Below are 12,452 nucleotides of genomic sequence, written 5' to 3' on the forward strand. Positions count from 1 at the left end.
TCAGGCCGAGGCCCCTCGACCCGAGGTCGTGGCCTGGTCCGCATCCTCGTCTGCGTCCGGATCACGGCCCTGGCTGCGGTCGAACCACCGCATCACCGGCGTGACGGTGATGCCGTGCAGCAGGATCGACATCAGGCAGATCAGGCCGACCAGAGCCCACAGGCGGTCACCGCCCGCGAACGGCGCGGCGTTCAGCCCATAGGCGAGGTAGTAGAAGGACCCGACGCCGCGGATACCGAAGAAGGCCAGGATCAGCTTCTCGCGCATCGGCGCATCCCAGCCGATGAAGCCGAGCATGCCGGCGGCCGGCCGCACGACCAGCACGATCAGAACCGCCGCCAGCATGTCGATCGGCCGCAGCGGGGCCAGCAGACCGGAGACCAGGGCCCCGCCGAACAGCACCAGGACGACCATCATGGCCATGCGTTCGATCTGTTCGATGAAGTCGTGCATCTGGACGTGAAAGTCGTGGTCCCGGTCCGCATGCCGGAAAGCCAGGGCCGTAATGAAGACGGCCAGGAAGCCGTAGCAGTGCAGCATCTCGGTCACGGAATACGAGATGAAGGTCGCGGCAAGGACGATGAACCCGTCCCGCGTCGCCGCCAGCCGCGTGCTGATCGGGATCATGAAGGTCAGCCAGCCGAACAGCCAGCCCACGGCCCAGCCGATCACCAGCCCCGCGCCGGTCTCCCACAGCACATTGACAGTGAACCATTCGACGAACCAGTCCGTCTTCTGGCCGGCCGCGACCAGGGCCAGGGCGATGGCGAGATGCACGAACGGGAAAGCGAGGCCGTCGTTGAGCCCGGCCTCAGAGGTCAGGCCGAAGCGGACCTCGTCCTCCTTGCCCTCCTGCGGCGCCCCGACCTGGATGTCGGAGGCGAGCACCGGGTCGGTCGGGGCCAGGCTGCCGGCCAGCAGGATGGCCCCGGCCAGTCCCAGGCCCAGCAGCCCGTAACCCAGCCCCGCGATGGCGGCGATCGAGACCATCATGGTGATGCCGAGGAGGCGCCAGGTGACACCCCAGCGTTTCAGATTGAAGACGCGGTCGATCTTCAGGCCGGCTCCCATCAGGGCGATGATGACCACGAACTCGGTCAGACGCTCCGTGATGTCCGGATAGGCCTGGGGCATGGGATCGAACCCCACCTGCGGCAGGCTGAAGATGCCCGCCCCCAGGGCGACGCAGACGATCGGCAGAGACAGGGGCGCGCGCCGGAACACGAGGGGCAGCCAGGCCACCAGCGCGATCAGCGATCCGACGACGAACAGGATGAGGATATAGGGATCGGGCATGGCGTTCCGGTGTGGGGGCGTGCTGAGAGGTTGCTCAATGCGCCAGCGTATCAGAGGTTACCCGGGCGCTCTTTCTCGCCTCAGAGGCAGTAGGTCGTCGTGACCGTCGGCAGCAGGGCCCAGACGGCGGAGACGAGGCCAACCCAGGCCGTGGCACGGCTGACGAAGCGCACAAAGGGCGACGGCGAGCCGAAGCGCGAACTATGCAGGGCCCAGACCAGGCCCAGCTGGACCACGATGGCGAGGCCGTAGGCCCCCACCAGCAGAAGGCGTGGCACGGGGATCACGCCGAATACCGTGCCGTCGATCCCGTGCCCGCAGATCAGCCCGTGCAGGCCATAGACCGCGCTGAAACTGGCCAGCCAGACCAGCGGCGCGATCAGGATCCGAAGGATGTCCTTCACGCCAGCAGCCCCGGCGCATGGGCGACCGCAAGGATCAGGAGGGCCGTGGCGGCGAGGTAGTCGACCCACAGGGTCACGACCGGGAACTCGGCATGACGACTTGGCGAGGTGAAGCCCCGGACCACCCGCGCGGCCAGGAAGGCCACCATCAGGGCGACGAGCGCGGCGTGGAACAGCGCATAGCCGCCCAGCACCAGCAGCGTCGCCCCATAGGCATGGTCGGCGGGGGTGGGCGCGCGGACCACGATCCCGAGCGCCGCCGCGGCCACGAACAGCGCGCCGAGGAAGGCGACACCCAGCCACACCCGGACGTCATCGCCCCGGGCATTGGCCCGCGCAGCCCGGCGGATCGACACCCCAGCCAGGCCCGCGCCGAGGATACCGAGCGCCCACTCCAGCAGCGAGGTGCCGAACCAGGCGGGCGGCGGCCACGCCGGGGCCACGGTCCAGAGGAAGGCGAACCCGAACAGCAGGGAGCCGAAGAAGGTCGCATTGGCCGTCAGCAGGAAGACCGAGCCCCACCAGCTGGGCGAGCGTCCGACCTGGGTGGCGTTGGGCAGGTCCAGACCCTGGCCGATGGCGCGCAGCGGCAGATCGGTCTTTCGCCCCAGCGACCAGGCCCAGCGCCAGGCGAGGATCGTCACCCCCACGACCGCCAGCGGAACCGTCCAGTAGAACTTGAGCAGCAGGGAGACGAAGAACACTCCGGTGACCGCCGCCATCACGATCGGCAGGCGGGTATTCGTCGGATAGATGATGTGGAAGTCCGGCTTGCCGCTCGCGATCTCGACCGTCAGGCTTTCGCGCCAGCCCCGTTCGGGTTCGGACAGATAGCCCTCCCCGCGCGCCAGACGGATCGGCAGGTCGGGATCGTCGGCCAGCGGCTGGCGACTGTTCACGTGCGGCAGACTGGCGAAATTATAGGCCGGGGGCGGCGTCATCATCGCCCATTCCAGCGTCCCGGCCTTCCACGGATCGCGGCGGCTGCGGCGCGCGGTGAAGGCGTGCAGGACCAGGTCGACGATTACCATGGCGATGCCGATGGCCAGCACGAAACTGCCGATCGAGGAGATCAGGTTGACCGTCGTCCAGCCGTCCTCCGGCAAATAGGTCGAGATGCGTCGCCGCTGACCCAGCAGCCCGACCCAGTGCATGGCCAGGAAGGTCACGTGGAAGCCGATGAAGACCAGGGCGAAGGCCAGCTCGCCGAGCCGGAAGAACCGCTTGCGGCCGCTGACGTGCGGCATCCAGTAATAGAGCCCGGCCATGATCGGAAAGACGAAGCCGCCGAACAGGACGTAGTGCAGGTGGGCCGTGACGAAGGCGGTGTCGTGCGCCTGCCAGTCGAACGGCACGACCGCGACCATCACCCCGGTCAGTCCGCCGATGACGAAGGTGAAGAAGAAGCCGAGCAGGTGCAGCATCGGCATGCGCAGGCTGGGCCTGCCCTTCCACATGGTCCCGATCCAGGCGAACAGCTGGACCCCGGTTGGCACCGCCACCAGGGTCGAGGCGGCCGAGAAGAAGGCCAGCCCCATGTGCGGGATTCCGGTCGTGAACATGTGGTGGACCCAGATGCCGAACGACAGGAAGGCCAGCCCCGTCGCCGAGGCCACGATCCAGCCGTAGCCCAGCAGGGTCGTTCGACACATGACGGGCAGGATGGTCGAGATCACCCCCGCCGCCGGCAGGAAGATGATGTAGACCTCGGGGTGGCCGAACAGCCAGAACAGGTGCTGCCACAACAGGCTGTCGCCGCCGAACTCCGCCTGAAAGAAGGGCAGTCCGAAGGCCCGCTCCAGTTCCAGCAGGATCGATCCCAGGATCAGCGGTGGGAACCCGGTCAGGATCATCAGGGCCGTGACCAGGGCGTACCAGGCGAAGATCGGCATCTTGTCCAGCGACATGCCGGGGGCCCGGTATTTCAGGATCGAGACGGTGAGCTCAACCGCCGCCGCGATGGCCGAGATCTCCACGAAGGTGATCCCGATCAGCCAGAAATCGGTGTTGATGCCGGGCGAATAGATGGCGCTGGTCAGGGGCGGATACATGAACCAGCCGCCGTCCGGCGCGATGCCCAGCACCATCGACACCAGCATCATCGTGCCGCCGAAGACATAGCACCAGAAGCCGTAGGCCGAGAGCCGCGGGAAGGCGAGATCGCGGGTGCCCAGCAGCTTGGGCAGCAGGTACATCGCCAGCCCCTCAAAGGTCGGGATGGCGAACAGGAACATCATGATGGTCCCGTGCATGGTGAAGATCTGGTTGTAGATTTCGGGCCCGGCGAAGGCCGACTGGGGTGTCGCCAGCTGGGCCCGGATCAGCATGGCCAGCACGCCGCCGACCAGGAAGAAGAAGAAGGACACGGCCAGGAACATCCGGCCCAGGTCCGTATGGTTGACGGTCGAGATCAGGCCGCGCGGGCCGGGCTCGGACGCCCAGATCTCGGACAGTTTGCGGTGACGCTGAAGCGTGTTCATGGCGTGCCGCCTCCGGTGAAGCGCTCCCAGGCAGCGGGGTCATGGGCGACCACCGTAAAGGCGAACTGGTCGTAGCCGACGCCGCTGAACTCGGCGCTGCGACCGGCATAGGTGCCCGGCGCATCCGCCTCGATGCGCAGGACGTTCAAATGACCCGGGATGGCGTCGATCTTGCCGGCGAGACGCGGCACCCAGAAGCTGTGGATCACGTCGGTCGAGGTGATTGCGACATCGACAGGCCGGCCGGCGGGAATGTGCAGGACGTGCTCGGTCCTGCGTCCCGCCGCATCGGCATAGCCGAAGGTCCACTGCGACCGTCGCGCCTCGGCGCTGACGCTGACAACGTCCGGGCCCTGGCGTGGCAGCAGGGACTCCCCCGCGATCAGCCCGTAGGCCAGCAGCGCCAGCAGCACGACCGCCGGAAAGGCGATGCCCAGCTTGATCACCCACAATCGCTCATGCCGGGCCTCGTCGACGGGCCGGCTCCTGCGCACGAAGGCCAGGGCGACCAGCGCCATGACGAGGACAAAAATAGCCACGCCCCCGGCCAACATGACCCACCAGATCCGGGCGATGGTGCGCGCCGCCGGCCCGGCAGGGTCGACCGTGGACAGGGCCCCCTCGCAACCCGCCAGCATCAGTGCCGTTGTCAGGACGAGTATCGAAGGCCGTAGGGACGACCCGTGACCGACAACATCGAAAAAGAATCCGACGCCCTGATCGATCCGATCGCCGCCACCGCGGGATTTTCGGCCACCGAGTCGCGCGTCGCCGTCTTCGGGCACCCGATCCATGCGATGAGCGTCGCCTTTCCGGTGGCCCTGACCTTCTGCACCTTCGGGGCGGACGCCCTCTACTGGTGGACCGGCGACGCCTTCTGGGCCCGCGCCGCCCTGTGGTCCGCGGGGACCGGCTTTCTGTTCGGCATGCTGGCCGGCTTCTCCGGCACGGCCGAGCTGCTGATGGTGTCGGGCATCCGGGCCCGCGCCCCGGCCTGGACGCATTTCATCATCGCCGTGACCCTGCTGGCCCTGCTCGGGGCCAACTGGGGTCACCGCCTTTACGGCTATGAGGCCGCGGTGCTGCCGTACGGCATTCTGCTGTCGGCCTTGTGTGTCGGCGTGGTGGCGGTGACGGGCTGGCATGGCGGCAAACTGGTCTTCGATTATCGTCTGGGCGTGTCGAACAAGAGCTGACCGCCCCTGGGCTCGGACAGCCAGTCCGGGAAGGCGACCCAGTCCAGAACCGGCTTGGCCAGCACCAGCGTCAGGATGACAAACATGGGCACCAGCACCAGGGCGATGGGCCGCCAGGCCGGGGGCGGCGTATGCTCGCTGGGCTCCTCGCCGATCTTCGCCACGATGTGGCCGATCCAGCCGTGAGCCATGACCAGGGCGGCCACGAAGGCCAGTTTGGCGAACATCCACGGCACATAGACCTCGCGCATGAAGATCAGCCAGGTCCCGGCGATGACCGCGATCACGGCGGCCGGGGTCACGATCATCGTGTAGGTCAGATGCGAGGCGGTGCGGATGGTCCGGTAGTCCTGAACCGAGATCGCCGGGTCGTGGCGCGTCAGCATCAATGGCAGCGTCAGCAGGCCGCCGCACCAGATCACCAGACCGATGATGTGGGCCGCCTTGAACAGGGGGACGGCGGGCACCAGCCAGTCGTTCATGCACTGGCCGCCCTGAGCTGAACCCAGCTCCGCCGCGCGATCCAGATGGCTGCCACCGCATAGGGAATGCCGGCCGGGACCCACATGATGACTCCGCCGAGGGCCTGATCCTGCAGCGGGGTCAGCCCCCAGGCCAGGGGCGCGAAAGCGTGGGCCGCGTAAAGCGGCGCGGGCGCGAAGGTCAGCAGGGCGCCGAGCAGCCCCATCTGGGCGAAGGCGGCGACCACCAAGGCCAGCCGGTCCACGGGCGAGCGACCCTCGGCCAGCACCGCGCGCCAGAACAGCACCGCGCTGCCCAGCAGAGACAGCTGCATGACCCAGTACAGGGCAACGTTCGCCAGGGCGGCGTCATAGGCCATGGGCAGGTGCCATGCCCACAACACGGCGGTGGAGACCCCGAAAGGAAGCGCGATCCCGGGCGTTCTCCGCGCCGGTATCGCAACCGCGAGAAGCGGAGCCGCAACGGCGACGAGCAGGATGTGATGAACCACGCGCGCGGAGAACAGGGCCGACGACAGGGCACACAGGGGCGACACCAGAGCGATGGCGAGCACCCCGACGGCGACCAGACCCGCCTTCTGGTGCCGGAGCGCGACGGCCGTGGCCAGAAGCGCCACCAGCAGGACCGGATCCAGGTTGAAGCTGGACGCGAGCCCACCCGGCAAGGGCGGGGGTCCGCAATAGGTCACGTTCATCGCCCGCCGCTATCGTCCGAGTTTGTCGACCAACGCCCTTGACCTCACGGCGTTCCCCGAGGTGCGACCCGCCAGACCGTGTTGGACAGGTCGTCGGCGATGAACAGCACGCGCCGCGCCGGATCGAAGGTCACGCCGACGGGCCGTCCGCGCGCCTTGCCGTCAGCGCCCAGAAACCCGGTGGCAAAGTCGATGGGCTGACCCGTGGGCCGGCCGTTCACGAACGCCACCCAGCTGACCTTGTACCCCGACGGATCGGGCCGGTTCCAGCTGCCGTGTTCGCCTATGAAGGCTCCCTGACTGTACGCGCCGCCGAAGCCGCCGTTGGTCACGAAGGACAGGCCGAGGGCGGCGACATGGGCGCCCAGCGCATAGTCCGGGGCGATCGCCTGTGCGACGAGCTCGGGCTTGAGCGGCCGCGGACGCGGGTCGATGTTCTGGCCCCAATAGCTGTAGGGCCAGCCGTAGAAGCCCCCTTCCCGCACGGAGGTCAGATAGTCCGGCACCGCCTGTGGTCCGATTTCGTCGCGCTCGTTGACCACCGCCCACAGGGCACCGGTGGCGGGTTCGATGGCCAGATCGGTGGGATTGCGGATGCCGCGCGCGACGGTCCGGTGGGCCCCGGTCTGGCGATCGATGGCCCAAACGACGGCGCGTTCCTCCTCGACCGCCATGCCGCGCTCGCCGGCATTGCTGTTCGAGCCGATGCCGACATAGAGCGTTTGGCCGTCGGCACTGGCCGTAAGGGACTTGGTCCAGTGGTGATTGATGGCCGACGGGAGCTTGGTCAGCTCTTGCGGCGCGGCGGTGATGCGGGTCTGTCCCTCCTGGTACGTAAAGCTGACCAGCGCGTCCTGGTTGGCGACGTAGAGGGTCCCGTTCACGAAGGCGAGGCCGTAGGGCGCGTTCAGATTGTCGATGAAGACGGTCTTCAGTTCGGCGCGACCGTCGCCGTCTGCGTCGCGCAGCAGCGAGATGCGATTGCCGCTCTCGACCGTGGTATTGCCCGTCTTCTTGATGACGCCAGCGATCACGTCCTTGGGCCGCAGCGGCGGCGCGTTGCCGCCACGTCCTTCGGCGACGAGAATGTCGCCGTTCGGCAGTACGATCATCTGCCGGGGGATCTGCAGGTCGGTGGCCATCGCCGTGATGACGAAGCCATCGGGCACGGTCGGGACCTGGTCGCCCCAGCCGGTCGGCTGGGAGATCTTCATGGCCGGAACGAGGGTCTCGCGCAGGGGCGGGATATCCGGACGGGCCCCCGTTTCCTGCAGGTCCGGATCGCTCCGGCTGCAGGCCGACAGGGCCATCAGGAGGGCGGTGGCGCTGACCATGAGACGGGTCATCGGGCAACCTCCCGGCTGAAGACGTGGGTATGGGCGACGATGGCGGCGGCCAGGACGAGGAGCGTGCTGAAGATCGAGAGCGTCAGCCCAAGACCACCGACCGAGCTCCAGGCGTCACGGCTGTGTTGAAACGCATTGATCAGACCGACCAGGAACAGCACCGCCAGCAGCCCGGCGTAGATCGCGCTGCGCAGTTTCTCACCCGTGCGAAACCTGAGCACCAAGGAGACCAGGGCCCAGGCCAGCACCAGACCGTTGAACACCAGAGCGCCGGCGATCAGCCAGGCTGAGAAGTTCGTCCACTGCATCTCCTCGGTCCTGAGATAGGTGATGTCTGTGAGCAGGGCAGCTGGGAAAAGTGCCACCGGGAAGGCGAGCAAGATCGCGTGCAAAGGATTGGGACCCGCGCCTGAGGCCGGTGTGAAACGCATCGATTTCTCCTAGTTCCGCCCGCGGCGCTCCAGACCGAACCCCTGGTTGGCCGAATGGTTCACCCGATCGGGTGCGCCCCCCGACGAGACGTCGGGGGGCTTCCCTACGCCGCGCAAGTGGGAGGGCTTGGACGCTCTCGCCCCGAAGCGGGCTCTCATGCCGGCCGGTAAGAACCAGAACCGGCGCCGCTCGACATGAGGGGCCAGGCATGCCCCCTCGATCGAAGCGACAGCAGTTGACGTTGAGGGAGATTTTGAGATCGCTGAAGTCGTTGTGCCGCGACGGTTTTGTTCTACCGGCAAAGAAGCTTCCAGACTGCCGCGCGCGTTCGATGCCGGCCGGCAGCCAAAGCGGGTCCGCTGGTGCCGGTTCGGAGGATCATTGCACGTCAGTTGCAGACGAGTTCGCATCTGACTGAAAGCACCGCACATTCGCCCGGAAACCGTCTCTATCTGCAGCGACTTGTGGGCCGCCGCCGCCGCCGCCGCCAACCGGCACTCGATCGTGGCGATGATGGCGTCTAGGAAAGTTACGGATTACTGGCATCGCCACGGACCGATTTCGCATCGACAACCGTCCTCGCCGCCGCTCGGTAAAGCGTTGCTACTGACGCGGGCTAAAGCTTTCCCGCCGGGGCATACAGGGAGAATGGCACGCCGACGAAGGCGCCTACGGTGAAGCGATCATCGCCGGATCATAGTCGGCCGATCTCCAGCGAAATCTCAGGCCTCCCCGCAGGCGTCCCTCCCCGTCCGGAAGCAAGAAATGCGTTGCCGCCAGTTCCTTACTCTCGGCGGGCAGTGGCCGTTACGGCCGTTACGTCTGGGCCGCCGTCATAGCGGCGTATAGGTGCCGGAAAGGTTGACGGTGGTGGCCCCGGTCGTTGCGGGGACTTCCACAGCCGTTACGGCGAAGGCGCGGTTCAGTGTCGGCAAGGGGAAGCGCAGCGTCGTGGCGTCGAAGACCATCACGCTTCTGTCCTTGAGCAGACCGTTGACCACGCCTGTCACGCCTATCGTGAAGGTGAAGGATACGCCCAGAATCCGGACGCGGATCACCAGATCGATGTTCTTGATCGAGGGCACCGCCCAGATCTGGAGCCCACGCGTTTGGAGGTCGATGCGGACCTCTTGCGCCTGAAACTCTACGTTCGGCGACGTGACATCCGTACAGATTCTGCGGCCGAAGATACGGATGCAGGCTCGAACCTTGGCCTGCACCTTGAGATTCAGGTTGCCGATACGAAGCGGATTGCCCAGCGTGGCCAACGGCCGACGCACAACCGTCACCTTCACCCACTGAATGCTGACAGAGGCGACCCTCGCCAAGGCGTCGGCAAAAGCGCGGGCGAAAGCCGCGCTATCCGCCTCGAGCGCCGACATAACCGAACTCTCGGTTCGGCCTGGAGACTGTCCGACCCGCGCGGCGATTAGGTCGTAGAGTTCGCGGTCCGACGGGTCCGGAGCTCCGACTTGGTCAGCCTCCAGATAACCCTTAATGGCCGCGACGAGGATGGCCCTGCCGATGTCCGCTTCGTCCTCTACGGCGTCAGTACGGCCATCGTCGAGAGCCCAGGCATATTCGGAAGGGAAGTCGCCCTCCGACGGCGCACCGTCGCGGCTGGATGGAAGCTGCACCGTGAACGGATACGGTAGCTGATCGAGAAGATCGTTGATGACGATATCGCCGACGGCAGCGGTGATCGCGGGCGCGCTCTTTAGGGTGTCACGCATGGTTGTCTCCTTTGGAATGAAGCGGCGGAACGCCGACACGGCAACTGATCACCCACCGCCATCCTCGTCCGTGACCGCCATCACGGCCCGGTTGTGCGTAACGCCGGTCTCTGGCAGCGTGCCGGTGCGGGAGGGCGACGATGGACGATGGGGGTGGCGAGCCTGCGCGGTATCGGGCCTTCATCAGCTACAGCCATCGCGATGCGACGGTCGGCCGCCGGCTTCACCGGCGTCTGGAGCGCTATAAGGTGCCGCAGCGGCTGGTGGGCCGCACGACGCCACGCGGTGTCGTTCCCCGCCGGCTCGGCCCCATCTTTCGGGATCGAGAGGATCTGCCCGCCGCCGACAGTCTGACCGACGAGGTGCGCGCGGCGCTGGCCGGCTCGGCCTGTCTGATCGTGGTCTGCACGCCGGCCGCCCGCCAGTCACTGTGGGTGTCGCGCGAGGTCGCGCTGTTCCGGTCGCTGCACCCGGACCGGCCCGTGCTGGCCGCGCTGATCGCGGGAACGCCGGCGGAGTCCTTCCCCACCTCTCTGTTGCAGGGCGACGGCGACCATGGCGTGCGCGAGCCCCTGGCGGCAGACCTTCAGCCGGCGGGAGACGGGCCCCGCCTCGGCTTCCTCAAACTGGTCGCCGGCGTCGTCGGGGTCGGTCTTGATGAACTGGTCCAGCGCGACGCCCAGCGCCGGCTGCGAGCCGTGACGGCCGTCACGGCCATGGCGCTGTCGGGAATGCTAGTCATGGCCCTGCTAACCGCCACGGCCATCGGGGCCCGGCGCGAAGCCGAGCGCCAGCGCGCCGAAGCCGAGGGAATGGTCGAGTTCATGCTCACCGATCTGCGAGAGACGCTTGAGAGGGTCGGCCGGCTCGACGCGATGGACGCGGTCAACACCCGCGCGCTGGAATACTGCGAGGCGCAGGACCTGCGGCGCCTGCCGCCCGGGTCCCTCGAACGATGCGCACGGGTGCTGCTGATGAGCGGCGCGGACCTTCAGGAGCTGGGCCAGCGCGAAGCGGCGATGCGGCGGTTTGTGCAGGCCCGGCGCACCACCGCCGCCCTGCTTGCCGCCGATCCTGCCAATCCCGACCGGATGTGGGGCCATGCCCAGAGCGAACAGGCGGTCGGCGAATTGGCATTGCTGCAGGCGGACAAGGACGACGCGCGAACCGCCCTTGAGGCCTACAGCGATTTGGCCGAGCGGCTGGTGGTCCGCGAACCCCGGAACGCTCGATACCTTCAGGAGGCCGGCTTCGCCCGGGGCAACCTGTGCAGTCTCGCCCTGACCGCGCCGATACGGCCGGCGGCGGCGCTGGCGGATTGCCGTATCGCTCTGGCCCGGATGGAAGCCGCCGCGGCGGCGGCCGGCGATCCCGACGCCTACGATCTGGAACTCGCCAACCGGCACGCCTGGCTGGCCGACGCCTGGCGCGAGAACGGCGACGACGCGAAGGCGCGGGAGCTCCGGCTCGCCCAGGAAGTCATCGTTCGCCGTCTGCTGGCCCGAGACCCGAAAGACATGAAGGCGCGATGGCACGAGGTCGCCCTGAACCGGGCCCTCGCCTCGCTGGAGTACACCGCCGGCCGCCCCGACCTGGCGCGCCAGCGGTTCCATCAGGCGCTGGCGAGAGCGGACGCGATGGTCGCCCACGACCCCGACAACGCGGAATGGGCGACGCTACGCGGCAAGACAGTCGACAATCTCGTCGTACTGGAACGGATGGAGAGGGAGAGACTGCAATGAGCAACGAACCGGAAGCCCCGAAGATCGTGCCGGGCGTCGAACTGCCGAAGGACAGGCCCTTCGAGTTCACTCCCTCAGAGATCGTCTACACCTGCTACACCTACGACCGGACCCGACCCGAGGGGGAGCGCGTGGTCCCGAATCCGGGCAGTCATGTCATGCACGGTGCGGACATCGACGCGTTCATCGCTGCACGGGTGAAGGGTCGGCCGCTGCCTCCGGCCGACGCAGTTTATCGGCAAGCCGGCGACGATCCCGCCCAGGAGCGCCCGATCAATATCTTTGTGAGCGAGCAGTGCTGGCTCGTCATCGAACTCGACCCGTCGGAGAAGTGGCAGTTCACCCCCGGCGCGCCCGGGATCACCACCTCGACCGACCACAAGGCTGCCAACTGGGGTCTGATGCACGTCATGTCCGATGGGACGATCGCCGATGGCAAGGGCCCGACGCGCGACGGCTGTCGGCTGATCTATTTCGGGGTGAACGCGCGCCGCACGAACGAGCACCAGAGGTTCATCTGCAACATCGACCTGTCCGGGGTGGGGCTGACGGATCTTCTGGTCGACCCGGACATCCCGAACGACGGGGGGCGGTTTCCGTTTCCCCTGGACCGCGATCCGTCCCTCGAGGATGCGTGAGGATCGCG

The 12,452-nt window shown here is 67.3% G+C and carries 12 protein-coding genes; 3 read left to right on the forward strand and 9 right to left on the reverse strand.

The window, feature by feature from the left end:
• The 4 genes from BRESU_RS10250 to BRESU_RS10265 form a co-directional block, all read right to left on the reverse strand.
• Complete coding sequence (locus tag BRESU_RS10250) at window positions 1-1,296, reverse strand: cation:proton antiporter (protein WP_013269477.1); 1,296 nt, start codon at window positions 1,294-1,296, stop codon at window positions 1-3.
• 80 nt (window positions 1,297-1,376) lie between these two features.
• Window positions 1,377-1,700: a hypothetical protein gene (locus tag BRESU_RS10255; protein WP_013269478.1), complete on the reverse strand. Its 324-nt coding sequence runs from the start codon at window positions 1,698-1,700 to the stop codon at window positions 1,377-1,379.
• Window positions 1,697-4,180, reverse strand: coding sequence for a cytochrome c oxidase subunit I (ctaD, locus tag BRESU_RS10260; protein WP_013269479.1), 2,484 nt, complete (start codon window positions 4,178-4,180; stop codon window positions 1,697-1,699). Before ctaD ends, BRESU_RS10255 begins: the two co-directional genes overlap by 4 nt.
• Window positions 4,177-4,818 carry a cytochrome c oxidase subunit II gene (locus tag BRESU_RS10265; RefSeq protein WP_013269480.1) on the reverse strand — a complete coding sequence of 214 codons (642 nt, stop codon included), beginning with the start codon at window positions 4,816-4,818 and terminating at the stop codon, window positions 4,177-4,179. The genes ctaD and BRESU_RS10265 overlap by 4 nt, the downstream gene beginning before the upstream one ends.
• A gap of 45 nt (window positions 4,819-4,863) precedes the next feature.
• Between BRESU_RS10265 and BRESU_RS10270 the strand changes: the two genes are divergently transcribed.
• Window positions 4,864-5,376 (forward strand): DUF2231 domain-containing protein, encoded by a 513-nt coding sequence (locus BRESU_RS10270; RefSeq protein WP_013269481.1) that lies wholly within the window; start codon window positions 4,864-4,866, stop codon window positions 5,374-5,376.
• Here the strand turns inward: BRESU_RS10270 and BRESU_RS10275 are convergent.
• The 5 genes from BRESU_RS10275 to BRESU_RS10295 all read right to left on the reverse strand — a co-directional run bounded on the left by BRESU_RS10275 (window position 5,346) and on the right by BRESU_RS10295 (window position 10,064).
• Window positions 5,346-5,858 carry a CopD family protein gene (locus tag BRESU_RS10275; RefSeq protein ID WP_013269482.1) on the reverse strand — a complete coding sequence of 171 codons (513 nt, stop codon included), beginning with the start codon at window positions 5,856-5,858 and terminating at the stop codon, window positions 5,346-5,348. The genes BRESU_RS10270 and BRESU_RS10275 overlap by 31 nt on opposite strands.
• Window positions 5,855-6,553 (reverse strand): cytochrome c oxidase assembly protein, encoded by a 699-nt coding sequence (locus tag BRESU_RS10280; protein WP_013269483.1) that lies wholly within the window; start codon window positions 6,551-6,553, stop codon window positions 5,855-5,857. Before BRESU_RS10280 ends, BRESU_RS10275 begins: the two co-directional genes overlap by 4 nt.
• Before the next feature lie 44 nt (window positions 6,554-6,597).
• Window positions 6,598-7,899 carry a PQQ-dependent sugar dehydrogenase gene (locus tag BRESU_RS10285; RefSeq protein ID WP_013269484.1) on the reverse strand — a complete coding sequence of 434 codons (1,302 nt, stop codon included), beginning with the start codon at window positions 7,897-7,899 and terminating at the stop codon, window positions 6,598-6,600.
• Complete coding sequence (locus tag BRESU_RS10290; RefSeq protein ID WP_013269485.1) at window positions 7,896-8,330, reverse strand: DUF2231 domain-containing protein; 435 nt, start codon at window positions 8,328-8,330, stop codon at window positions 7,896-7,898. Before BRESU_RS10290 ends, BRESU_RS10285 begins: the two co-directional genes overlap by 4 nt.
• A gap of 834 nt (window positions 8,331-9,164) precedes the next feature.
• Window positions 9,165-10,064, reverse strand: coding sequence for a hypothetical protein (locus BRESU_RS10295; protein WP_013269486.1), 900 nt, complete (start codon window positions 10,062-10,064; stop codon window positions 9,165-9,167).
• Between the two features lie 140 nt (window positions 10,065-10,204).
• Here BRESU_RS10295 and BRESU_RS10300 point away from each other — a divergent pair, with 140 nt between their 5' ends.
• The gene (locus BRESU_RS10300) at window positions 10,205-11,806 is read left to right on the forward strand and encodes a toll/interleukin-1 receptor domain-containing protein (RefSeq protein ID WP_013269487.1); all 1,602 of its coding nucleotides are present in this window, start codon (window positions 10,205-10,207) and stop codon (window positions 11,804-11,806) included.
• 26 nt (window positions 11,807-11,832) lie between these two features.
• On the forward strand, window positions 11,833-12,444 hold the full coding sequence (locus BRESU_RS10305; RefSeq protein WP_156796148.1) for a nucleotide synthetase: 612 nt from the start codon (window positions 11,833-11,835) through the stop codon (window positions 12,442-12,444).
• Window positions 12,445-12,452: the final 8 nt, after the last annotated feature.

This window comes from Brevundimonas subvibrioides ATCC 15264, from assembly GCF_000144605.1.
Classification (GTDB): domain Bacteria; phylum Pseudomonadota; class Alphaproteobacteria; order Caulobacterales; family Caulobacteraceae; genus Brevundimonas; species Brevundimonas subvibrioides.

Bases quoted from the DNA above. Each gene is read 5' to 3' on its own strand.
- BRESU_RS10250 (WP_013269477.1), bottom strand. From the start codon at position 1,296: ATGCCCGATCCCTATATCCTCATCCTGTTCGTCGTCGGATCGCTGATC.
- ctaD (WP_013269479.1), bottom strand. From the start codon at position 4,180: ATGAACACGCTTCAGCGTCACCGCAAACTGTCCGAGATCTGGGCGTCC.
- BRESU_RS10265 (WP_013269480.1), bottom strand. From the start codon at position 4,818: ATGCTGGCGGGTTGCGAGGGGGCCCTGTCCACGGTCGACCCTGCCGGG.
- BRESU_RS10275 (WP_013269482.1), bottom strand. From the start codon at position 5,858: ATGAACGACTGGCTGGTGCCCGCCGTCCCCCTGTTCAAGGCGGCCCAC.
- BRESU_RS10280 (WP_013269483.1), bottom strand. From the start codon at position 6,553: ATGAACGTGACCTATTGCGGACCCCCGCCCTTGCCGGGTGGGCTCGCG.
- BRESU_RS10285 (WP_013269484.1), bottom strand. From the start codon at position 7,899: ATGACCCGTCTCATGGTCAGCGCCACCGCCCTCCTGATGGCCCTGTCG.
- BRESU_RS10290 (WP_013269485.1), bottom strand. From the start codon at position 8,330: ATGCGTTTCACACCGGCCTCAGGCGCGGGTCCCAATCCTTTGCACGCG.
- BRESU_RS10295 (WP_013269486.1), bottom strand. From the start codon at position 10,064: ATGCGTGACACCCTAAAGAGCGCGCCCGCGATCACCGCTGCCGTCGGC.
- BRESU_RS10300 (WP_013269487.1), top strand. From the start codon at position 10,205: ATGGACGATGGGGGTGGCGAGCCTGCGCGGTATCGGGCCTTCATCAGC.